Genomic DNA, 22,817 nt, shown 5'->3' on the forward strand with positions numbered 1-22,817 from the left:
CCGATCATTCCACGGCTCTTGGACTAGCGTTCGATCCCTTTCTAGTCCTAACGTCACGCTATGAACCTCGAGCTGCGGCATCTGAAGGTGGTCTGCGCCATCGCGGAGACCGGCAGCGTGACCAAGGCCGCGTCACAACTCGGCCTTGCCCAGCCTGCGCTCACCGCCCAACTTCAGCGGATAGAGCGCACTCTGGGTGGACCGCTGTTCGACCGTGACCGCCGGGGCGCACGCCCCACAGCCCTGGGAGAGCTGGTGCTGTCCCGCGCCAGAGTGCTGCTGCCCGCCATGAAGGGCCTCCAGGACGAGGCGGCCAGACTGGCCGCCGGCGGCGATCACGACACGATGACCAGGTACCGGATCGGCGCGATCGGCGGCCCCGTCGTCGCGCATCTGGTGCACCGCCTCTCCGGCGCCCAGCCGGAGGCACAGATCTCCACCCACGCCTCCTACTACATCTCCGAGCTGGCCGGCATGGTGCTGGCCGGCAAGCTGGACTACGCACAGGTCGGTGTCTGCGGCGACGCGCTACCGTCGGCGGAGTACGGCCTGGTCTGGCAGACCATCGGGGTGGACGCCGTCTGCGTGCTGATGCCCGACGACCACCCACAGGCCAAGAACCTGTCGGTCGATCTGGCCGAGCTCGCCGAGGAGCAGTGGGTGGCGAGCGCCGGTGACGGCTGTTTCGGCGACTGCTTCGCGGCGGCCTGCGCCCGGGCCGGCTTCGCCCCACGCCGGGTCCTGGAGTCGGACGTGCGCAACTGCGTCGACATGGTCGAGCTGGGCCTGGCCATCGGACTGTGCCAGCCCACGTTCCGCCCACCGGCGGGACTGACCAGCCGGCCACTGCGCGGCGCCCCGCTGCGCTGGCGCCTGGTGCTCGGCTGGCACCCGGAGTCCGTCGCCTCCCGCAGCGCACCCAAGCTGATGGAGCACGCGCAGGAGGCGTACCAGGAGATCCTGGCCCGCAACGAGCACTACACCCAGTGGGTGCAGAGCCAGACAATGGGCGGCAGCAACAGCCACCTCGCCGCGGCCTGACCTTTCGCGCGAAAGGGGCGCCGGATCGCGGCGCCCCTTCAGCGAACCTGACTGCCGGCCAATCTCAGTGCGCGGCGGCAGTCAGCTCCACGTCGAAGACCAGCTCACCGTCACGGGCGTCCACCCGGACCGTACGGCCCGGCGCCAGATCGGCGGCGAGCAGCATCTTCGACAGCCGGTTGTCCAGCTCGCGCTGAATCGTGCGCCGCAACGGCCGGGCCCCGAACTCCGGCTGGAAGCCACGCTCGGACAGCCAGTCCACCGCCTCCGCCGTGATCTCCATCCGCACCTCCTGGGCGTGCAGCCGCTGCCTCGTCTCACCCAGCATCATCTCGGTGATCCGATGCAGCTGGTCGCTCTCCAGCTGCCGGAAGACGACGATCTCGTCGATCCGGTTGATGAACTCGGGGCGCAGCTGCTCCTTGAGCCGGCGGTCCAGCCGGTCGCGCAGCTCGTCGTCCGCCGACCGGCCGTTCTCCGCGCCGGCGAACCCGACGCTGCGCTTCGAGCCGCTGATCAGATCCGAGCCCAGGTTGCTCGTCATGATCAGCACGGTGTTCTTGAAGCTGACCGTCCGGCCCTGACTGTCGGTGAGCCGGCCGTCGTCGAGCACCTGCAGCAGGATGTTGAAGACGTCCGGATGGGCCTTCTCGATCTCGTCGAGAAGCACCACGCTGTACGGCCGCCGCCGCACCGCCTCGGTCAGCTGCCCCGCCTCGTCGTAGCCGACGTATCCGGGCGGCGCGCCGACCAGCCGCGACACCGTGTGCCGCTCCTGGAACTCGCTCATGTCCAGCCTGATCAACCGGTCCTGCTCCCCGAAGAGCGCCTCGGCCAGCGAGCGGGCCAGCTCCGTCTTGCCCACGCCCGTCGGACCGAGGAACAGGAAGCTGCCGACCGGCCGGTCCGGGTCGCCGAGCCCGGCGCGCGAGCGGCGTACCGCCTCGGCCACCGCGTTCACCGCGTCCTCCTGGCCGATCACCTTCCCGTGCAGGTGCTCCTCGAGGCGCAGCAGACGGTCCCGCTCGGCCTCGGTCAGCTGGGCGACCGGGATGCCGGTGGCCCGCGACACCACCTCGGCGATCTCCTCCGGCGACACCTGCGGCACGCCGTCGGAGCCCCAGCCGGGCCGGGACAGCTGGGCCTTCAAGGAGTTGATCTTGTCGCGCAGCTCGGACGCCTGCTCGTAGTGCTCGGCCGCCACCGCCTGGTCACGGTCGCGCGACAGCTGCTCCAGACGCCGCTCACGCTCCCGGCGGCCGGCATCGGGTGTCTTCGTGCGCAGCCGGACACGTGCCCCCGCCTGGTCGATCAGGTCGATCGCCTTGTCCGGCAGGAACCGGTCGGTGATGTAGCGGTCGGAGAGGGCCGCCGCCGCGTCCAGGGCCGCGTCGGTTATCCGTACCTGATGATGGGCCTCGTAGTTGTCCCGGAGCCCGCGCAGGATCGCCACCGTGTCCTCGACACTGGGTTCTCCCACCAGGACCGGCTGGAAGCGCCGGGCCAGCGCGGCGTCCTTCTCGATGTGCTTGCGGTACTCGTCGAGCGTGGTCGCGCCGATCACCCGCAGCTGCCCGCGTGCCAGCGCCGGTTTGAGCATGTTCCCGGCGTCCATGCCGCCGCCCTCACCGCCACCGCCCGCGCCGACCAGCGTGTGGATCTCGTCGAGGAAGACGATCAGGTTGTCGCCGGACGCCTTGATCTCGTCGATCACCTTCTTGAGGCGCTCCTCGAAGTCACCGCGGTACTTGGTGCCCGCCACCAGCCCGGCCAGGTCGAGCTGGACCACCCTCATGTCCTGCAGCGTCATCGGCACCTCGCCCTCGACGATCCGCTGCGCCAGGCCCTCCACCACCGCGGTCTTGCCGACACCGGCCTCGCCGATCAGCACCGGGTTGTTCTTGGTACGCCGGGACAGGATCTCCACGGCCTGCTCGATCTCGTCGGCCCGGCCGATCACCGGGTCGATCTCGCCGCGCCGCGCCGACTCGGTCAGGTCTACGCCGAACTGCTCCAGCGTCGGCGTCGGCGCCCCGCTCGGCCGCTGCCCGCCGTGACTCGGGGCGTTCGGCTTCGGCAGCTCACTGTGGTGCGGGATGTTCCGCGGATCCACGATCCGACCGGCGAGCAGGCGCCCCGCCGCGGAGTCGGTGTTCATGCCGAGCGCCATCAGGATGTGCTCCGGCCCGATGTACGAGGCGCCGACCGCCCGGGAGATCTGCAGGCTGTCCAGCAGCGCCCGTTTCGCCGCGGGCGTCAGCGAGATGCTCTCCGGCAGCTCACCGGACCGCTCGGCCGGACGGCCCAGCTCGGTGAGCAGCCGGTCCGGGTCGGCGCCGGCCCGGCGCACGGTGTCCTTCATCGGATCCTGCTGCAGCAACGCCCACAGCAGGTGATCGGTGTCGAGGTCGGCGAGCGGCCGGTCGGCGGCGGCCAGCTCGGCGGCCCGGCGCGCCGCGTCGGCGAGCACCTGCCGGGCGTCGTTGCTCATGTAACGCGCGATGTCGAAACGCTGCGCCTGGCGGCGCGGCTCGGCCGCACCGAAGAAGCGCGCGAACAGGTCGTCCCACTGACCGGGCCCGGCAGGCCCGAACGGTCCGATGCTCATCAGTCTCTCTTCTCCTGTGTACCTCGGGCCGGTCGCCCCGCAGGGCTCCCCGGCCGCCCGGGCGGCAAACGCACACCGTCCACGTGTCAGTCCGGCCGGTCCCGGATCCGGTTGCGGCTGCCGGTCCGGCCGGGGTCTACAGCGCGTGGATCGCCCCGGAGATTCCCGGATCGCCGAGAAAGTTGATACGACTACACTCAACTTCATGGCCGTGCCGCAGGATCCGCCTTCCCTTCCGCCACCCTCCCGGGGATCGGACACCCCCGCGCCGCCTTCGCCTTCCTCCGCGCCGTCTTCCACCACGGCGTCCTCGTCAGCGGACGTGTCCCTCACGCCGCTCTTTCAGGAGCCTTCCCCGCCAGCGGCTCCGGTGCCTGCCGATTCCGGGATCCCGCTGGTGATCGTCGACGGCGCGAACGTGGTCGGCTCGGTTCCGGACGGCTGGTGGCGCGACCGGGCGGGCGCGGCCGTGCGGCTCCGCGACAGCCTGGCGACGGTTCCCGCCGCGGGGCTGCCCGACGTGCCGGCGCCGGTCGAGGTGCTCCTGGTGGTGGAGGGAAAGGCCCGGAACATCCCGCAAGGTCCGTCCGGCGTCCGCATCGAGCGCGCGTCCGGCTCGGGCGACGACAAGATCGTTGATCTGGTACGGGAGACGGCCGCGAACCGGCGCACCATCGTCGTCACCGCCGACCGGGGCCTGCGTGACCGGGTCACCGCGCTCGGCGCCGAGGTCCGCGGGCCGTCCGCGGTCCCGCGCTGACGCCGCGCCTCCCCGATGTGGCAGATCTTGTGAGGTTCGGGCGGCAGTGACGGCCGAACCTCACAAGATCTGCCAGGCGGTGGGCTCGCGCGGCGGCGCGCGGCGGCGCGCCGTGGGTTGCGGCGGTGACGGCGGGGGTTGACTCTGGGGACTGACCCTCTGGGGAGGGCGTGTCGGTGCCCGGGACGGTGACGCGGGGCGGGCACGCAGGGGGGCCTTGATCCACTGTGGATCGTCGTCGGATACGATCTCACCTGCGCGATCTTCGGCGTGTTCGGGGAAAACGGTGTCGTGCCGTGCCTGGCAGGCTCTGATAAAACGGGGCATGCGGGGACGGCCGGGCGGGAACCGGACGCTAGGCTGGAGCCGCAAGACGAACCCCCGTTCAGGAGGCTACCCGGGTGGCCAGTGTCGCCGAACTCAGAGCTGCCGTGGAGGCCGCGCTTCAGCAGGTCACCGAGGGGCAGCAGGCGATACAGGCGGCTCGGGAGAAGATCGGTGAGGCCCAGCAGAGCCTGGCCGCCGCTCTCGACGGCAGCGCCAACGACGCGGTCGGTGCCGCGCACGCCTCGCTGTCCCAGGCCGACCAGCAGCTCGAGGATTCGATGAGCGCTACGTTGGCGGCCGTGGAGCAGGCGCACACCTACACGGCGAACCTCTGACGGCATGTCGCTGCTGCAGGAACTCGGCGCCCAGCTCCGGGCCACCTCTGACGATCTTCCCACCGGGCTGGTCGCGGCCGCGATGGACAAGATCCGCAGCGCCACCGAGCTGCTCCGATGGGTGCAGGAGGAGTCCAGCAAGGACCTGGGTGTGCAGCGCCTGGGCCACGCCACCGAGCACGCCGAGACCGCCGCGGCGGCGCTGCGCGCTGTGCAGGACGCCGTCGAGGCGTACCTCGGCGCCCTCGGTCTCTCCGGGACTCCGGGTGCCGCGCCGGGCCAGGAGTGGCGCACCGCGCTGCGCCGCGAGGAGGACCGGGAGCAGAAACCGCGGTCCGGTGACGCGGAGCCGGCCGAGCCGGTGGAGAGCCTCGGCCCGTGGTGGCAGCAGCGGGTGGCGAAACTGACCGGTGAGGCGGCGCCCGCCGGGAAGGACGGGCCGGAGATGGGCAAGCCGGCCGACGCCTCCGAGCTGCTGCGCCGGATCGCCACAGGCGTGCGTTCCGGCGACCGGGGCCGCCTCGGGCGCGAGTTGCACGCGGTCAACGCCTCCACCGGGCTGGGGCTGTCGGCGATCACCCCGCAGGTGTTGCATCGGCTGGCCGGTGATCTGCTCGGTCACGATCCGCGGCCGGAGGACGTGCCGCGGCTGCGGACTGCCGCCGAGAACCGGGTGCGGGCGCTGCTTCCCGGCACCCCGCCGGGCGTGCTGGAGACGCTCCTGGACCGGATCTGCCGTGTCCCGCTCGATCAGCAGCAGCAGAAACGCGGTGACCAGCCGGCTCCACACCCGGCGGACAGCGCGGTCACCGCGAGCGTGCTCACCGGTGTGTTCCTGGCCCGGCTGGGCCGTGACGCCGCGGCGCTCGACCCGGACGCGCCCGAGCCGGCCCGCCCCGCGCCCGGCACCCCGGAGGAGAGCCGGTGACGCGGAACGAGAGACTGGACGCAGCCGCGGTGATGCGCCCGGCCGACGCGCCGGAGGGCGGCCGGTGACCCGGAACGGGAGATCGGATACGGGTCATGGCTGAATCCACCAAGAACCGGGTGATCGAGATCCGGGCGGGACTGTCCCAGGCGCTCGGCGCCGCGCAGGCCGCCCTGGAACGGGCGCTGGACGCGCGGAAGGCGGCCGAGGCACGCTACCGGCGGATCGTCGCGGCCGCGGCCGCCCGGCGGCGGAAGCTGGCGGCGGCCCGCGACGAGCGGATCCACGAGATCGAGTCGTGGCACGACACCGAGCTGTCGGCGCTGGCCGGCGCGGCGGCGGGCGCGGCCGACCGGGCGGCGCCCGGCGCGGCCGGCGAGCCGTGGCACAGCTGGGAGCCGACGCCCCTGGAACGGGCCGCCGAGCTGCGGGTCGGCCGGTTGATGCTGCCCGAGGCGCCGCTGCCGCCGCCGGTGCGCAACGAGCGGCCGGCAGCCGCCGACCGGCACACCGACGACGGCGAACACTGGACCGGCGGTGCCTGGGCGGGTGCGCCCGGCGAGGTCACCGACGCGTGGGCCGGGCCGGACAGTGAGCCGCCGGAGAGCGTTCCCGCGCCGGTGGCCGACGACTCGCCGCCGGTCACGCCGGCGCTGGTGCGGCTGCTCGACCACGGGCACATCGTGGTCGAGGGCGATCAGCGTCTCGGCGACGACGTGGTGGCGGGGCTGCTGCTGCGTGCGCTGGGCACCAGCACGGCGGGGCAGGTGCGGATCATCGGGTACGACCCCGAGCACCTCGGCGGCGGCCTGGCCGGGTTCGCGCCGCTGGCACCCGCGGGCGTGCTCACCTTCGTCGGCCCGGGCGGGCTGGACAAGCTGCTCGACGAGCTGGTCGGGCACGTCCGGCGGATCAACGAGACGGTGCTGGCCGGTGAGTACACCTCGTTGCGGGAGCTGCACGCGGCCACGAAACGGCGGCCGGAGCCGTGGCGGGTGGCGGTGCTGCTCGGCGGCGGGGATCTGTCCCGGCACGAGCGGTCCCAGCTGGACCGGCTGCTGCGTACCGGTGCGGCGTGCGGGGTGCACCTGGTGATCCGGGGGCAGGCCGTGGAGCCGGGTCCGGGGATCGAGTTCGTGGTGGCGGCGCCGGGTGACGACGCCCGCGTGGACAGTGCGGGTGCTCTGCCCGTACGACTGGATCATGGTCCTACGCCGACCCTCGTGACCGCGACGTGCCGTCAGATCGCCGAGGCGGTGGCCGCCGGGCCGGCGCCGGTGGCGCTGGACAGCCTCCTGCCGGAGGCGGGCGCGGAGTGGCGCGAGAGTTCCGCCACCGAGCTGACCGCGCCGCTCGGGGACAGTCCGCAGGGGCCGCGGGTGCACGTGACGCTGAGCGACTATCCGCCGCACGCGTTGATCGCCGGGCCGTCCGGGACCGGTAAGACGAACTTCATCTACGCCTGGATGGGCGCGCTCGCGGCCCGCTACTCCCCCGACGAGCTGGCGTTCTACCTGCTCGACTTCAAGGAGGGGGTGTCGTTCGCGCGGTTCGCGCCGGGCCGGCGGGATCCGAGCTGGCTGCCGCACGTCCGGCTGGTCGGGGTGAACGTCAACACCGACCGTGAGTTCGGGCTGGCGCTGCTGCGGTTCCTGAGCGGCGAGCTGAAGCGGCGCGCCGACGCCGCCAAGCAGTACGAGGTGACGAACCTGGCCGAGTTGCGGGCCGAGGATCCGGAGGGCTCGTGGCCCCGGATCCTGGCCGTGGTCGACGAGTTCCAGGTGCTGCTCTCCGGCCGGGACTCGGTATCCGCCGAGGCCGTCGATCTGCTCGAGGACCTCGCCCGGCGGGGCCGCTCGCAGGGCATCCACCTGATCCTGGCGAGCCAGGACGTGTCCGGCATCGAGGCGCTGTGGGGGCGGCCCGCGCTGGTCGCCCAGTTCAGTCTGCGGATCGCCCTGCCCCGGGCGCGGCGGGTGCTGGCCGAGACGAACGCGGCGGCCGACTCGCTCCCCCGGTATCACGCGGTGGTCAACGCCGACTCGGGCGCCACCGAGGCGAACCGGGTGGTACGGGTCCCGGCCGCCGGCGACCGCGAGCAGTGGAGCGCCCTGCAGCACCGGCTGTGGCGGCGCCGCCCGCCGGAGGTGGGGCCGCCACGGCTGTTCGACGGTGACGTGATCCCCAAGCTCGCCGACAGCCCCGACTTCCGCCAGCTGCGGGCCAGTGCGTCGCCGGCCGCGCCGATCGCGCTGCTCGGCGAGACCATCGACGTGGCGGCCCGCTCGGCGCGGACCGTGCTGCGCCGGGCGCCGGGCCGCAACCTGGCGGTGCTCGGCACCCGGGTGGACGAGGCGTGCGCGATCCTGGCGACGGCGGGCCGGTCACTGGCCGCGCAGTTCCCGCCGGACGGCGCCCGGTTCTCGGTGGTCTGCCTCGACCAGGACGCACGGGCCGCGGCGGAGGCGCTGCACGCCCGGATCCCGGACTGCGGGTGGTACGACATGGAGAACGTGGACTGGCTGCTGGAGGACGCCGCCGCGGAGGCGACCGCGGCGTGGCCGGCGGACCGGCCGCACTTCATCCTGATCTACGCGGCCGACGCGCTGCCCGGCGGCAAGGAGGCCGCCGAGCAGCTGCGGACCGTGCTGCGCCAGGGCCCGGAGCGGCGGCTGCACGTGCTCGGCTGGTGGCGCGGGGCCGGACTGCTGCGCGACTCGCTCGGCGGGCACGCGTCGCGGACCGATCCGATCGGCGCATGGGTGGCCCTGGACGTGCACGGCAGCGAACTGTCGCCGTACTACCCGGGCCAGGGCGCGCCGAACTGGTATCCGCGGCCGTGGCGGGCCCTGCATTTCGACCGCTCGGTGCATCGTGGCGCCGAGGTGATCATCCCTTACGGAACCTCATGAGCGAACTGCAACCGGCCGACTTCGAGCGCGCCGACTACCGGACCGTCCTGCGGCGGCTGACCAGCCTCGACGAGAAGGCGAGCGGCCTGCGGGCGGAGGCCCGGCGGTGGTACGCCGATCGCGCGGCCGCCGCCGACGCCGCAGTCGGAGAGGCCGCGGGACAGCTGGAGGCGGCCGAGCGGGCCGTCCGGGCCGCTCAGCGCGATCTGGAGCGGGTCGACGCCCGGGCCGCGGGCCTGTGGTCGGACTTCGTGCACCGGGTCGGGCCGCCGGCCGAGCGGTTCGGCCGCACCCTGCCTCCCGCCAGCATCCCCCGCCAGCGCGCCGACGAGGCGGACCGCGACGCCGAGGACTATCTGAAAGAGGTGGAGAACCGGGTCCGGTACACGCCACCGGCCCGGCCGATCACCCTCGGAACGAAGATCGTTTTCGGGCTGCTGGGGCTGGCCGGAGGGCTGCTCGGTGTGATCGGCAACCTGATGGTCCGGCGTACCGGCACGGCGGCCGGCGGTGACTGGCAGCAGGCCGCACCGGTGGTGGCGCTGCTGGTCCTGCTGCTGTTCCCGGTGCTGGCGGTGGTGGCGGCGAAACTCATCGCCGACCGCCGGGACGCGCCGCTGGACACGTCGGCGGTCGTGACGGTCCTCGGTACCGGCCTGGTGACGGCCGGGCTGCTGTTCGCCGCGGTGCTGACGGCCCAGCCGACCTGACGGCCCAGCCGACCTGACGGCTCAGCGCGGGTTGAGGTCGAGGTGCCGGCGGGCCTCCTCCTCGACGCCGGCCGGGACGTCCGGGCCCGAGTCGCCTCCGCCGTGCGCCTCGTCGTACTCGTAGTCGCCGCCGGAGGCCTCGTAGTCGCCGGAAGCGGAGTCCCGTTCATCGTCGCGGATGCTCTCTGGTGAATCGGTCATGGAACCGGTTGTACCCGGGAACGGCGACGGAATGCCGAGAATCGGCACATCGGGATGGCACGAGCGGACATCGGACGGGTTCCTGCCGGCCCGCCGCGACACTGCACGTGCGGCTGTCCGGTAACGCCGCTGTGGCGGACCGCCGGTTTCGGATACCCGCGACTGCACGAGGGCGCCGCGAAACCGTGGCCGCGATAGGGAACGGCGGCACTGCGGTCGTGGCTCGATCGCATGCGCGTACCGGAAATGTTCGTGTTCTTCAACAATGACCGCGGCGGCGCGGCGGTCAACGACGCCGGAGTGATGCCGGCGCCGGCCGGCCGTCGTGGCATGAACGCAGGGCCGGTCCCGCGGATTCGACCACGATGATTCCTCGCCGGCCGACAATTCTTCAGTAAAGCAAGTGGTGCCCGGCAATGCGCCGTGGCGTCGAATTGCGATTACCGGGCCCGCCCGGTCCGACGGGCCCGGACGACGTCAGCTGGCCCGCCGCTCACGCACCTGCTTGCAGTTCACGCACGTGGTCGCCGACGGGAACACCTCGAGCCGCTCCACCGGGATCGGGTTGGAACAGCCCTCGCAGTTGCCATAGGTTCCCTCGTCGAGCCGGTGCAGCGCGTGTTCCGCCTGGGTGCGCCGGTCCAGCAGCGTCCTCAGCAGCGAGGTCGCGGCGTCCCGCTCGGCCGTCTTGGATCCGCTGTCGGCCTGGTCGTCACCGGCGGCGTCGCCGATCTCGACCAGCCGCAGACGGGTGTTCTGAGCGACGGCCTCCTCGTACTCGCGGTCGAGATCCTCGAACCGGCTCTGCAGGAGCACCCGGATCTGCTCGATCTCATCGGCCGAGCGCCCCCTGGCCGTGCTCGCGCCCTTACCCGCAACAACCGCTCCGTTGACGAGCATGCAGTCCCCCTGCCCTTCACTCTGCCCCGACCGGTGGCCATCGCCGGGTCACCCTCGTCCCGGCCGGCTCGGCATGTGGAGCCGGACGATACCCACCGCCGGAGATCCCAAACGGGACCCCCGCAAAAAAGTAACCGGAGCATAACTGTCGGTGTTCGAATCCGCCACGGACTCGGCACGTGGGTCTTGTGCCGGGCGTCACCAGGTGGTCGTCACGAGCGCTGGGCGGCGGGGGTCGTCGAGACGAACGACCACGTCAGCGAAGGTTTCCGGGGCTACCTCGGCGGCGTAGCGGCCGTACGCCGGAAGTGTCCAGGCCAGCTCGGCCGGAGTCCGCCGGGCGAGTGCGGCCGGAGTCAGCTCAAGGTGGACGGAGAAGTCGAACGGCAGGCCCGAACCGAGCAGCAGAGGGCCGCTGACCAGCACGATCGCGCCCGGCGGCAGCTGCCTGTACGGAACTCGGGCGGCCCGGTCCACACCCGCGTCCCAGAGCCGCTCCAGGATGCGACCCGACCCGTCCGGGCCGGATGGGGAGAGAACCTCACGGATCAGGCCCGCCTCGTCGAACCAGCCGGTGTAGAAAGAGTCCGGATTGGTGCGCCCGAACTCCAGTCGCAGCGACGCGGGACGGAGGAAATCCCTGGTGTCCACACGGACCGCGGGCCGGCCACGGACGCGCAGCGGGTCGACCAGCGCGTCCGCCAGCCGGCCCGGGTCAGCCGCGTCGGAGCCGTCGACGGCCACTCGCAGGCGGCTGTCGGATTCCCGACTCGCCAGCCGTTCGGCGAGGTCGTCGACGAGAAGGGGAAAGGAGACGGGACGGACCTGCATACGTTCAATCGTGCGGCAGGATGCTGATCTGCGCGTCGTCGGCCAGGCGGTAGCCCACCCCGTAGACGGTGGTGATCAGCGGCAGGTGGTTGCCCAGCTTGAGCCGCAGGCGGCGCACGTGGACGTCCACGGTGCGCTCTCCGGCCCGCTCGTAACCCCAGACCGCGGCGAGCAGCTGCGCACGGGTGAAGACCCGGCGGGGACGCTCGGCCAGATATTGCAGGAGGTCGAACTCCAGGCGTGTCAGTGGCAGTGCGGCGCCGTCCAGCAGCGCCTGACGCGACGAGGTCAGCAGACGCACCTCGGGACCGTCGAAGGCGCCGTCGGCGGCCTCCACGGGCGTCTCCGGCTCACCCTCGGGCAGCGCCGGCGCCTGCTCGACGGTGACCGTCCCCTTGCTCAGCTCGACCAGCTCCCGAACCGCGGCGAGGAGACGGTGCGCCTGTGGGGAGACCACATCCCCGGTGAGCGGAATGGCGAGCGTCACGGTCAGCGCGGGCTCGGCGGCGCGGCGGGCGGCACCCCGGCCCGGTCCGGCGGAACGACGATCGGCACGCGGCGACAATGCGCTGACCGGCATTGATTCATCTCCCAGAATTTGCTGCGGCAAGCGAATATGTTTATTCACTCTGCGTAAATGCCCGAACGATATTTCCGGTCCGCCGGTGAGCGGGTCAAGTCGCCAACCACACTGTGGGAAAGACGTTCCATATTGGCGTGCGGCCCCGCGAATTCATCCCGGGAACGTTCTCTGTCAGCCTCATTAAACATTGCCGAACGTCATGGGCGGTAAGACAAGCGGGGGTGCCGCCGTCAAGGCGACACCCCCGGATTGAATCGAAATACTCTGTGACCTCAGCCGCCCGAGGTGAGACGACGCCCGACTGCCGCGATCAGACGGTCCAGTTCGGAACCGAACGGGTTGTCGTGCACCAGGTAGGTCCAGGTGGCGCTCGGGCGTACGATCTCGGCCCGGTCCGGCTCCCAGCCGTCGGCCAGGTCGACCTCTTCGAACGTCTCGATGGTCCGGGCCTCGACCTGGGTGAGCAGCTCCTGGAAGGCCGGGACGGCCGAGCGGTGGAACTCGTCGAGCGGGTCCAGCTTGCCCAGCGCGCGCAGGTGCACGCCCTCACGGACCTCCGACAGGTAGGCCAGGTGCTCGGCCCACAGACGGTCCAGGTGGAACAGCGCGATCGCCCGGGCCGCCTCGGACAGCACGTCCTCGTCGGTCTCCTTGGCCTTCTCCGCCGACTTCTCGAGCAGCATGATCGCGGCGACCTCGGAGGTCAGCAGCCGCTCGCGGCGCTCGGCCAGCAGCAGACGCTGCTGCTCGGTCACGACGCTGTACCGCCAGGTGTTCTTGTGGATCTCGTGGTTGACACCCTCGGCGACCCGCTGGGCGTGCTCCACGGCGTACTCGACCTGGGAGTCGTGCACGACGCCGTCGATGTCCATCCGCGGCGAGGCGGGCAGGATGTCACCGGCGTGCCGGAAGACCAGCTCGTCCTCGAGGCTCACGAAGAACACCGAGCGGCCCGGGTCGCCCTGCCGGCCGGCCCGGCCACGAAGCTGGTCGTCGACCCGGCGGCTGTCGTGCCGGCCGGAGCCGATGACGTAGAGCCCGCCCAGCTCGACGACCGCGTCGCGGTCCTTCTCGTCGCTGCCGCCCAGGCGGATGTCGACACCACGGCCCGCCATCTGGGTGGAGACGGTGACCGCGCCGAGCGCTCCCGCCTCCGCGATGATCGCGGCCTCCTCGGCGTCGTTCTTCGCGTTCAGGACGCTGCACGGGACACCGGCGTCGGCCAGCTGCTGGGCCAGGCGCTCGGACGCCTTCACGTCCAGCGTGCCGATCAGCACCGGGCGGCCCGACTCGTGCGCGATCTTGATCTCCTCGACCAGCGCCTCGTCGCGCATGTCGTGCGCCGAGTAGATCCGGTCGACGTCGTCCTCACGGATGTTCGGCGTGTTCGGCGGGATCACCGCGACCTCGAGCTTGAAGTACTCCCGGAGCTGCTCGCCGACGTGCACGGCGGTCGCCGTCATGCCGCAGGCCGTCTTGTACAGCGCGATGAACGCCTGGACGGTGATGGTGTTCAGCACCTCGCCCTCGGCGGTGGCGGACAGCCCCTCCTTGGCCTCCACGGCCGCCTGCAGGCCGTCCGGCCAGCGGCGGCGCTGGGCCACGCGGCCGCGCATCTCGTCGATCAGCTCGACACCGCCGTTGCGGACGATGTAGTCGACGTCGCGGCGCAGCAGGGCGTGCGCGTGCAGGGCCACGTTCACCGCGGACAGCTGCTCGACCTGGTCGTCGGCGTACAGGTCGACGCCGCCGAGCCGCTCCTCGACGTTCTTCAGGCCGTCCTCGGTGAAGGCCACCGACCGGCCGTCCTCGGCGACCTCGTAGTCCTTGCCCTTGCGCAGCTCACGGACCAGGGCGGCGGCCTCGTGCACCGGGTCGCTCTCGGCCGACGTGCTGCCGGCCAGGACCATCGGCACGCGGGCCTCGTCGATCAGGATCGAGTCGGCCTCGTCGACGATGCAGGTGGCCAGCTCACGCTGCACCCGGTCGGCCACGTCCGTGACCAGCTGGTCGCGCAGGTAGTCGAAGCCGGCCTCGCTCGTCGAGACATAGGTGACGTCGGCGGCGTACGCCTCCCGGCGCTCCTCCGGCGTCATCGACTCGGTCACCGACGCCACCGTGAGGCCGAGCAGCGTGTAGATCGGGCCCATCCACTCGGCGTCGCGCTTGGCGAGGTAGTCGTTGACGGTGAGGACGTGCACCGGGCCGTTGCCGAGACGGGTGTGGCCGTACGCCGCGACGGCGGCGGTGAGCGTCTTGCCCTCGCCGGTGGCCATCTCGGCGACCCGCTTGTCGAGCAGCGCCATGGCGCCGAGCAACTGGACGTCGTACGGCCGCTGGCTGATCGCGCGCCGCGCCGCCTCACGCCCGACGGCGCAGATCTCGACGTAGTCGGTAGCCTCGCGCGCGGCTTCGGTCAGCGCCGCGTCGTCCTTCTCCTGCAGAGCCTCCTCGCGGGCCTCGATGGCGGCGAGCCGCTTCGACAGCGGGGCGAGGTCCACCGTCGTGCCCGGACGCTGGAGAAACTTGCGGAACCGGCTCTTCAGCCGCTGCGACACACCCATGGCGCGCAACGGTACTGCATTTTGCCCGATCTCAGGCGACGGACTCCCACCGGACCGTCAGAACGTGATGACCGCCTGCAACTCACTCCGGCGGCGCTCGGCGAGATCGGTGAGAAGTGTGGGCGCCTCGTCGAACGGCACCATTGCGGTGACCAGGTGTTTCCGGATCGCGTCACCGTCGGTGTGGAGCAGGTCCAGAGTGGCGGCGGAGAGCCGTTCCCGGTCCCAGGCGTGTGCCAGCCCGCGCGGAACCCGGCCGATCTGGGCGCAGCGCACGCCGAGGCCGTTGTGGTGGAACTCCTCGCCGAGCCGGACCTCGTCAGCGCCGCCGGGGTAGAACGCCAGGTCGATCACGGTGCCCTGCGGGCGCAGGAGCCGCAGCGCCAGGTGCAGGGCGGCGGCCTGGCCACGGCACTGGAAGACGACGTCGGCGCCCCGGTCGCCGTCGGCGTGCCGCCAGCGGGTCTTGAGCGTGACCGCGGCGTCGCCGCTCTCCGGGTCGAGGGTGTCGAGGCCGAGAGCGCGGGCCACGTCGCGGCGTGCCGGGGTCGGGTCCACCACGACCACCGAGGCGGCGCCGTGCGCGCGGGCGAACAGAGCGGTGAGCAGGCCGACCACGCCGGCGCCGACCACCGCGACCCGGCAGCCGGCCACGCCGTCGGACAGCGAGCGGACCGCCGGGCCGAACCGGTCGGCGGCCGCGTGCAGCAGCCCGTTGGCGCAGATCGGCCCCATGTGCGCGACGTAGACGCCGAGCACCGGGTCGAGCCCGCCGGGCAGCGGGACGACCCGGTCGCGCAGCGGGTCGGCGAGGTAGCCGGTGCGGTGTCCGTACGTCATCGCCACGACCGTGCCGTCCGGGACGGCCGGGGTGCGGCTGCGCTCGACGCGGGCGACCTCCATGTAGCCGAGCCGGGTCACCGGGTACGCCCGCTCGGGCGGGGCGCCGAAGAGGCCGAGCACCGGGTCGAAGCCCGCGTGCAGGGCCGGGTTGGTGCCCTTCAGGAACGTCAGCTCGGTGCCGGCGGAGACCCCGCTGAACAGGGTGCGGGCGTGGAAGCCACCGTCCGGCACGTCGGCGTCGGGCACGTCGACGATCTCCACGCGGCCCTGCGCGGCGACGATCAGGTTGCGGTCAGGCACGGACGACTCCGGGGGTCACGGCACGGCCCTCGGCCGCGGATTGGGCGACGGCAAGGGCCAATTCGTGGGTACGGAGGGCCTCGGCGTACGGCACACGGATGTCGTCGTCCTCGCCCCGCACGGCACGCACGAACGCCCGGTCCACCGCCACGTGCCCGTCCACCGGATCGCAGGTGACGGTCTCGGCACGGTCGCCGTCGCGGATCACCAGCTCGGTCTCGGTCAGGGCCAGGGCCAGCCCGTCGGCGTAGACCTCCAGCCCGGCCCGCTGCTTCCAGCCGAGCACGCAGGTGGCCGCCAGGGTCCCGACCGCGCCGCTCGCGAACCGCAGCACCGCGGTGGTGGCGCCGTCCACATCCGCGCCGTCGACCGGTGGCGGTGTCCCGTTGCCGTAGGCGAACACCTCGTCCACCTCGCCGGCCAGGTGCCGGGCCAGGTCGAGCACGTGCGCGGCCTGCTCGACGACCGGGCCGCCGGAGCGCCCGCCGATCGGCCACCAGGCCACCGGCGGCACCTTGTCCAGCCAGGACCCGGTGAGCAGCCGGACCGGCCGCCCGGCCAGCACCTCCCGGGCCCTCTCCACCACGGGCAGGTAACGCCAGTGGTGGCCGACCGCGGTGAGCACCTTGCCGGTCTCGATCTGTGCGGCGAGCTCCGAGGCGATGCCGTGGTTGATCGCGATCGGCTTCTCCACGAACATCGGCAGCCCGGCCGCGAGGACGGCCCGTTCGGCGTCGCCGTGGGCGAACGGCGGCACACAGACGTAAACGGCGTCCGGCCGGTCGGCGAGCAGGTCGTCGACGGTGGCGTACGCCCGGCCGCCGTGCTGTCCGGCGAGGCGCTCGGCGGCCTCGGGCACGACGTCGGTGACACCGCTGACCGTCACTCCGGGCAGTCCCGACAGCACGCGGGCGTGCCGGGCCGCGACGCCGCCCGCACCGATCAGGCCGATTCTCGTGGTGGTCATGCGCTCCCCTGTCCCTCGTCGGCCGGTTCTGTAACCGTCCCCGAGAATGCCAAACATCGATGCGGGAGGGATTCGTCACGCTCCAGGGGGATTGATCACGGTCGAACGCGGGAATGGGGGCGGAGCCGGCAAGATCGCGCAACTGGGGGTAGCGGATGTGGCACTCGCACGCGAACACCTCGCCCGTCGTCGAGGCATGGACGACCTACCGGACCGGTCACGCCGGTCGATGGACACCCGAGGCCCTGCTCGCCGCGAAGGGCCGTGACCGGGTCAGCGTCGTCATTCCGGCCCGCAACGAGGAGGCCACCATCGGCGCGATCGTCGCGACGATCCGCCGCGACCTGGTCGAACACGTGCCTCTGGTGGACGAGATCCTGGTGGTGGACTCCCGTTCCACCGACGCCACCGCGGAGGTGGCCCGCCGGGCCGGCGCCCGGGTGGTCAGCCAGGACCGGATGACCCGCGGACTGCCCCGGATGGAGGGCAAGGGCGACGCGCTGTGGGCCGGGCTCGCGGCCACCACCGGTGACCTGGTCGCGTTCGTCGACGGCGACCTGCACGAGTTCTCGTCGCACTTCGTGACCGGGCTGCTCGGCCCGATGCTCACCGATCAGTCGGTCGAGTTCGTGAAGGGCTTCTACCACCGGCCGCTGAACGGGCCGGTGAGCGTGGAGGCCGACGGCGGCGGGCGGGTCACCGAACTCGCGGCCCGGCCCCTGATCAACCTGTTCTTCCCGGAACTCGCCGGATTCGTGCAGCCGCTCGCCGGTGAGTACGCGGGACGCCGCCGGACCCTGGAGCGGGTGCCGTTCGTCTCCGGCTACGGCGTCGAGATCGGCATGCTGATCGACCTCGTGGACCTCGTCGGCCTGGACGCGCTCGCCCAGGTGGACCTGGGTGAGCGCAAGCACCGGCACCAGAGCAGCGAGGCGCTCGGTCGGATGGCCGCGCAGATCATGGTGACCGCCTGGTCGCGGATGTACCGGCGCGGGCTGGCCACCGAGCCGCTGCCACCGTCCACCCTGCTCACCCAGTTCCGCCGCGGCGGGCACGACGCGCTGCCCAACCTGGACCGGGAGATCGCGGTCACCGAGACCGCCGTGACCGAGCGGCCGCCGCTGGCCTCCCTCCGTAGCGCGGTGGCGGCATGAGCGAGCTCGCGAGCGAATCATCGGGCACAGGTGAAAACTCGTGCCGACGCCGGAGCGAAGCGGAGGTGGCGGCATGAGGGTCCTGATGAACGCCGGGCCGTGGCTGGCCGTGCCGCCGGCCGGGTACGGCGGCATCGAGAACGTCGTCGCCACGCTGATCCCGGAGCTGCGCGCGCTCGGTGTCCAGGTGGTGCTCGCCAGCGTCGGCGAGAGCACGGTCGAGACCGACGGGCGGGTGTCGGTCTTCGAGCGGGGCCAGTTCGCGCAGATCCAGCGGCCCTACAACCAGGCGGTCGGCGTCGTCCAGGCGCATCAGCACGCGGTGACCCGGGCGGTCGCCGGCGGCGGGTTCGACGTGATCCACGACCACGTCGAGGCGGCCGGGCTGGTCACCGCCGCGTCCCTCGGTGACGGCGCGCCGCCGGTGCTCCACACCCTGCACTGGGACCTGCACAAACACCCCGAGCTGTACGGGACCTTCGACGGCGGCGGCCGGGTCCGGGTCAACGGCGTGTCCGCGTCGCAGCTCGCCCGCGCCCCGGAGGCGCTGCGCCGGCACTCGATCGGCCACGTCCACCTGGCCACACCCCTGGCCGCCCAGCCCGTCCCGGAGGTGAGCCGGGGGTCGTACGCCGTCGTCCTGGGTCGTATCTTCCCGGGCAAGGGGCAGGACCTCGCGGCACGGCTGGCGCACGAGCACGGGTTCGATCTCGTGCTGGCGGGGCCGGTCGGGCCGTACCGCAACGCCGCCGAGCTCGCCCTCGCCGACCGGGAGAATCCGGATGTGCGTTTCTGGGACGAGCAGGTGGCGCCGCACGTCGACGGGACGCGGGTGCGCTGGATCGGCACGGTGACCGGCCGCGACCGGGACCTGCTGGTGGCCGGCGCCCGCGCCGCGCTCTTCCCGCTGCGCTGGGAGGAACCGGGCGGCACCGCCGTGGTGGAGTCGCTGGCGCTGGGGACGCCGGTCGTCGGGATGGCCCGGGGCTGCCTGCCCGAGCTGATCGACGACGGCGTGACGGGGCTGCTCACCGACGACGAGGACGCCCTCGGCGAGCTGATGAACAAGGCCGGCGCCGTGGACCCGGGTGTCTGCCGGGCGGAGGCGGAGCGCCGTTTCAGCCCCGCGGTCATGGCCGCCGCATATCTGGACCTGTACGAACGGCTCTGTTGACGTTTGCCCCCGGCGGACGCCGGGCACCCCTGTGCCTGACGTCCGCCGGGCGTCCGGCGCGGTCCGCGGGGAGGGAGACGCATGCCCAGCCAGCTCGTGTGCCGGCCGGTGCGGGACCTTCCGGTGGCGGTGCTCCGCATCAGCGGCACCCTGGACCACATCACCGGTGGTGCGCTCGGTGCGGCGGTACGCCGCAGCCTGTCGGTGCAGCCGGCGAAGGTGCTGCTCGATGTGACCCGATTACGCGTCGGCGACCCGGTGGCCCTGTCCGGGCTTGGCGCCGTGGTCTGTCAGGCCGAGGAGTTCCCGGCCGTGCCGATCGTGGTGTGCGGCGCCGACCCGCCCACCCTCGAGGCGCTCGCCGCCGACCGGGGCTGCGCGGGTCTCACGCTCGCTGACGATTGTGACAAAGCGCTCGCCGAGGCCGAGGCCCTGCCCGGCACCCCCTCGCTACGGGTCCGCCTGCGGCCGGTGCCGGAGGCCTGCCGGCAGGTACGTCACCTGGTAACCCAGGCGTGCACCGCCTGGCAGCGCACCGATGTGACGGCGACGGCGACACTGGTCGCCACCGAACTCGTCGCGAACGTGGTCCGGCACGCGCACACCACGATGGAGTTCACCCTCGGGCTGCGCGACGGCCGCCTGATCCTGGCGGTGCGCGATCGCAGCCGCGTGCTGCCCCGCACGCTCGACCCGGCCGTCACCGACGCGGGCGGGCGCGGTCTGCGGCTGGTCCGCGACCTCACCGACACGTGGGGAGTATTGCCGGTCTCCGACGGTAAGGTGGTCTGGACACAGCTCACCACCGGAGCCGCCGTGTGACCGAGCCCGCACCTGCCGAGCGCCGGGACCTGATCGCCGTCGGTGCCTCCGCAGGCGGCGTGGAAGCTCTGCGCGCCCTGGTCGGCGGGCTGCCTCCGGCGTACCCCGGAACTCTTCTGGTCGTGTTGCACATGCCGCGCTCCGCGCCGAGCGCCCTTCCCGGCATCCTGTCGCGCAGCGGTCCTCTCCCGGCGACCGCCGCCCGCGACGGTGAGCCGGTGGCCGCCGGACGGATCTACGTCGCCCCGGCCGACCATCATCTCCTGCTGATGGACGGCCACCTGCAACTGAGCCGGGGACCCACCGAGAACGGGCACCGCCCGGCCGTCGACCCGCTGTTCCGCTCGGTGGCCCGGGCCGCCGGGCGACGGGCCGTCGGGGTGGTGCTGTCCGGTTCCCGCGACGACGGCGCGGCCGGGCTGGCCGTGATCGCCGCGCGCGGCGGCGCCACCATCGTGCAGGAGCCGCAGGATGCCCTGCACCCGTGGATGCCGCGGGCCGCCCTGAATGCGGTCGAGGTCCACCACGTGGTGCCGGCCGCCAAGATCGGACCCCTGCTCGGTGAGATCACCGCGACGACGCTGGCACCGGCTTCCGCCCTGGGGCCCGACCCCCTGCTCGACGCCGAGGTCGCCGTGTCGGAATTCGTTCCGCTGAGCTCGGACCAGTTCGCGCCTCCGGCCGGTTTCGGCTGCCCCACCTGCGGCGGCAGCCTGTTCCAGATCGAGGAGCGGCCGATCCCGCGGTTCCGCTGCCGGGTCGGCCATGCCTGGTCACCGGAGACCCTCCTCGACGAGCAGGCCGAGGTGCTGGAGGGCGCGCTCTGGATGGCGTTGCGCGCGTTGCGGGAGAAGGCGGAGCTGAGCCGGCGGATGGCCGCCGGGGGCCGCGACCACTTCCTGGAGCGGGCCGAGGAGGCCGAGGCAGCGGCCGCCACACTCGGTGAGCTGATCGCCCGTCTCGGTGCCACCGCCACGAATTGACGTGCGGTAGCGTTCCGGATCGTGCAAGAGACCGACCCTCACTTCGAGGCCCTTCTGGTCTATCTGAAGGAATCCCGCGGCTTCGACTTCACCGGTTACAAGCGGTCCAGCCTGATGCGCCGGGTGAACCGCCGGATGACACAGGTGGACGCCGCCGAGTACCAGGACTACCTGGACTTCCTTCAGGTCCACCCGGACGAGTTCACCGCGCTCTTCAACACGATCCTGATCAACGTGACGGCGTTCTTCCGCGACCTCGACGCGTGGGAGTATTTGCAGTCGGACGTGCTGGAGCCGATGGTGGCGAGCAAGCCGGCCGACTCGATGATCCGGGTATGGTCCGCCGGCTGCGCCTCCGGCGAGGAGGCCTACACGCTGGCCATGGCCCTCGCCGAGCTGCTCGGCGTCGAGCAGTTCAAGGACCGCGTCAAGATCTATGCGACGGACGTGGACGAGGAGCAACTCAACGAGGCCCGGCAGGCGACCTACGGCGAGCGTGAGATGCAGGGCCTCTCGCCCGAGCTCGTCGAGCGCTACTTCGAGCAGAACGGTGGCCGCTACACGTTCCGCAAGGATCTGCGCCGCTCGGTCATCTTCGGCCGCAACGATCTGGTGCAGGACGCCCCGATCTCCCGGATCGACCTGCTCACCTGCCGCAACACGCTGATGTACTTCAACGCCGAGACTCAGGCGAAGATCCTCGGCCGGTTCCACTTCGCGCTGGCCGACACCGGCGTGCTCTTCCTCGGCAAGGCCGAGATGCTGCTCAGCCACAGCAGCCTGTTCACACCGATCGACCTGAAGCGGCGCGTTTTCCGGCGGGTTCCGCGGCTGTACGCGCCGCCCGGCGTCGTCTTCGCCGACCCGCCGCTGAACGGCGCCACCGCCGTAACCGGACTCGACGAGCTGCGCAACGAGGTCTTCGCGGCCAGCCCGCTCGCCCAGCTGGCGCTCACCCCCGACGGCCTGGTCGCACTGTCGAACCGGCAGCTGGAGAAGATGTTCGGGGTGTCCGCACGCGACATCGGCCGGCCGTTCCGCGACCTCGACCTGTCCTACCGGCCGGTCGAGCTGCGCCGCTACATCGAGCAGGCCCAGCTGGAACGGCGCACGCTGCGGGTCACCGACGTCGAGTTCCACCGCGGCTCCGAGGTCACCCACCTGGTGGTGCAGATCAGCCCGCTCAGCGGCAGCGACGGCAGCCTCCTCGGCGTCAACCTGATCTTCCACGACGTGACCGCGTCGCGCCGTCTGCAGGACGACCTCGAACACGCCAACCAGCAGCTGGAGGCGGCCTACGAGGAGCTTCAGTCGACCAACGAGGAGCTCGAGACCACCAACGAGGAGCTCCAGTCCACCGTCGAGGAGCTCGAGACCACCAACGAGGAACTCCAGTCCACCAACGAGGAACTGGAGACCATGAACGAGGAACTCCAGTCCACCAACGACGAGCTGCAGAGCATCAACGACCAGCTGCGCGTCAGCACGAGTCGCCTCGACGAGGCCAACGCCTTCCTCGAGACGGTGCTGACCAGCCTGCAGGCCGGCGTCGCGGTCGTCGACCCGGACCTGCGGATCCGCATGTGGAACCGGCACGCCGAGGACCTGTGGGGGCTGCGCTCCGGCGAGCTCATCGGCCAGCACTTCCTCAACCTGGACATCGGCCTGCCCATCGACCAGATCCGTCCGCTGCTGCGCGGCGCGCTCGGAGCCGACGGCGAATCGGGCGAGGTCCTGCTCGAGGCGGTCAACCGGCGGGGACGGCCGATCACCGTACGGGTGGCGTGCACCCCGCTGCGCGGCCGGGACGGTGGCACGATCGGGGGCGACGGGGCCATCATCGTCATGGAGACGGCCTGACGTTTACCCGGTCG

General features: G+C 72.1%; 19 protein-coding genes. 11 read left to right on the forward strand and 8 right to left on the reverse strand.

Annotated features, from left to right (window positions below):
- The first annotated feature begins 60 nt into the window (after positions 1-60).
- Positions 61-1,041 (forward strand): LysR family transcriptional regulator, encoded by a 981-nt coding sequence (locus tag CLV67_RS19880; protein ID WP_106320454.1) that lies wholly within the window; start codon positions 61-63, stop codon positions 1,039-1,041.
- A 64-nt stretch (positions 1,042-1,105) separates the two neighbouring features.
- Here the strand turns inward: CLV67_RS19880 and CLV67_RS19885 are convergent, their stop codons facing one another.
- On the reverse strand, positions 1,106-3,649 hold the full coding sequence (locus tag CLV67_RS19885) for an ATP-dependent Clp protease ATP-binding subunit (RefSeq protein WP_106320456.1): 2,544 nt from the start codon (positions 3,647-3,649) through the stop codon (positions 1,106-1,108).
- Between the two features lie 370 nt (positions 3,650-4,019).
- Here CLV67_RS19885 and CLV67_RS19890 point away from each other — a divergent pair, with 370 nt between their 5' ends.
- From CLV67_RS19890 to CLV67_RS19910, 5 genes are all read left to right on the forward strand, one after another.
- The gene (locus tag CLV67_RS19890; protein WP_203737182.1) at positions 4,020-4,409 is read left to right on the forward strand and encodes a hypothetical protein; all 390 of its coding nucleotides are present in this window, start codon (positions 4,020-4,022) and stop codon (positions 4,407-4,409) included.
- Positions 4,410-4,810: 401 nt separating this feature from the next.
- A complete protein-coding gene (locus CLV67_RS19895; protein ID WP_106320458.1) occupies positions 4,811-5,071 on the forward strand; it encodes a hypothetical protein in 261 nt (86 codons plus the stop codon).
- 4 nt (positions 5,072-5,075) lie between these two features.
- A complete protein-coding gene (locus CLV67_RS19900; protein ID WP_106320460.1) occupies positions 5,076-5,999 on the forward strand; it encodes a hypothetical protein in 924 nt (307 codons plus the stop codon).
- A 95-nt stretch (positions 6,000-6,094) separates the two neighbouring features.
- Positions 6,095-8,911, forward strand: coding sequence for an FtsK/SpoIIIE domain-containing protein (locus CLV67_RS19905; RefSeq protein ID WP_106320462.1), 2,817 nt, complete (start codon positions 6,095-6,097; stop codon positions 8,909-8,911).
- The gene (locus tag CLV67_RS19910) at positions 8,908-9,621 is read left to right on the forward strand and encodes a hypothetical protein (RefSeq protein WP_106320464.1); all 714 of its coding nucleotides are present in this window, start codon (positions 8,908-8,910) and stop codon (positions 9,619-9,621) included. Before CLV67_RS19905 ends, CLV67_RS19910 begins: the two co-directional genes overlap by 4 nt.
- Positions 9,622-9,642: 21 nt before the next feature.
- Here the strand turns inward: CLV67_RS19910 and CLV67_RS19915 are convergent, their stop codons facing one another.
- The 7 genes from CLV67_RS19915 to CLV67_RS19945 form a co-directional block, all read right to left on the reverse strand.
- The gene (locus CLV67_RS19915; RefSeq protein ID WP_106320466.1) at positions 9,643-9,822 is read right to left on the reverse strand and encodes a hypothetical protein; all 180 of its coding nucleotides are present in this window, start codon (positions 9,820-9,822) and stop codon (positions 9,643-9,645) included.
- A 477-nt stretch (positions 9,823-10,299) separates the two neighbouring features.
- Positions 10,300-10,722 (reverse strand): TraR/DksA family transcriptional regulator, encoded by a 423-nt coding sequence (locus CLV67_RS19920; protein WP_106320468.1) that lies wholly within the window; start codon positions 10,720-10,722, stop codon positions 10,300-10,302.
- A gap of 198 nt (positions 10,723-10,920) precedes the next feature.
- Positions 10,921-11,553: a nucleoside/nucleotide kinase family protein gene (locus CLV67_RS19925; RefSeq protein WP_106320470.1), complete on the reverse strand. Its 633-nt coding sequence runs from the start codon at positions 11,551-11,553 to the stop codon at positions 10,921-10,923.
- 4 nt (positions 11,554-11,557) lie between these two features.
- On the reverse strand, positions 11,558-12,133 hold the full coding sequence (locus tag CLV67_RS54260; protein ID WP_106320472.1) for a winged helix-turn-helix domain-containing protein: 576 nt from the start codon (positions 12,131-12,133) through the stop codon (positions 11,558-11,560).
- A gap of 275 nt (positions 12,134-12,408) precedes the next feature.
- Entirely contained in the window at positions 12,409-14,700 is a 2,292-nt protein-coding gene (gene secA2 / locus CLV67_RS19935) for an accessory Sec system translocase SecA2 (RefSeq protein ID WP_106320474.1), read from the reverse strand.
- Between the two features lie 57 nt (positions 14,701-14,757).
- Positions 14,758-15,843, reverse strand: a complete 1,086-nt coding sequence (locus CLV67_RS19940) for a zinc-dependent alcohol dehydrogenase (RefSeq protein ID WP_106320476.1) — start codon at positions 15,841-15,843, stop codon at positions 14,758-14,760.
- Entirely contained in the window at positions 15,836-16,810 is a 975-nt protein-coding gene (locus CLV67_RS19945; RefSeq protein WP_106320478.1) for a Gfo/Idh/MocA family protein, read from the reverse strand. The genes CLV67_RS19940 and CLV67_RS19945 overlap by 8 nt, the downstream gene beginning before the upstream one ends.
- A 155-nt stretch (positions 16,811-16,965) precedes the next feature.
- Here CLV67_RS19945 and CLV67_RS19950 point away from each other — a divergent pair, with 155 nt between their 5' ends.
- The 5 genes from CLV67_RS19950 (at position 16,966) to CLV67_RS19970 (ending at position 22,803) form a co-directional block, all read left to right on the forward strand.
- The gene (locus CLV67_RS19950) at positions 16,966-17,964 is read left to right on the forward strand and encodes a glucosyl-3-phosphoglycerate synthase (protein WP_106320480.1); all 999 of its coding nucleotides are present in this window, start codon (positions 16,966-16,968) and stop codon (positions 17,962-17,964) included.
- Between the two features lie 73 nt (positions 17,965-18,037).
- Positions 18,038-19,138 (forward strand): glycosyltransferase, encoded by a 1,101-nt coding sequence (locus CLV67_RS19955; protein WP_106320482.1) that lies wholly within the window; start codon positions 18,038-18,040, stop codon positions 19,136-19,138.
- An 81-nt stretch (positions 19,139-19,219) separates the two neighbouring features.
- Positions 19,220-19,960 (forward strand): ATP-binding protein, encoded by a 741-nt coding sequence (locus tag CLV67_RS19960; RefSeq protein ID WP_106320484.1) that lies wholly within the window; start codon positions 19,220-19,222, stop codon positions 19,958-19,960.
- Positions 19,957-20,943, forward strand: coding sequence for a chemotaxis protein CheB (locus tag CLV67_RS19965; RefSeq protein ID WP_106320486.1), 987 nt, complete (start codon positions 19,957-19,959; stop codon positions 20,941-20,943). Before CLV67_RS19960 ends, CLV67_RS19965 begins: the two co-directional genes overlap by 4 nt.
- Before the next feature lie 21 nt (positions 20,944-20,964).
- Complete coding sequence (locus CLV67_RS19970; RefSeq protein ID WP_106320488.1) at positions 20,965-22,803, forward strand: CheR family methyltransferase; 1,839 nt, start codon at positions 20,965-20,967, stop codon at positions 22,801-22,803.
- The last annotated feature ends 14 nt before the right edge of the window (positions 22,804-22,817 follow it).

This window comes from Actinoplanes italicus, assembly GCF_003001815.1.
Classification (GTDB): Bacteria; Actinomycetota; Actinomycetes; order Mycobacteriales; family Micromonosporaceae; genus Actinoplanes; species Actinoplanes italicus.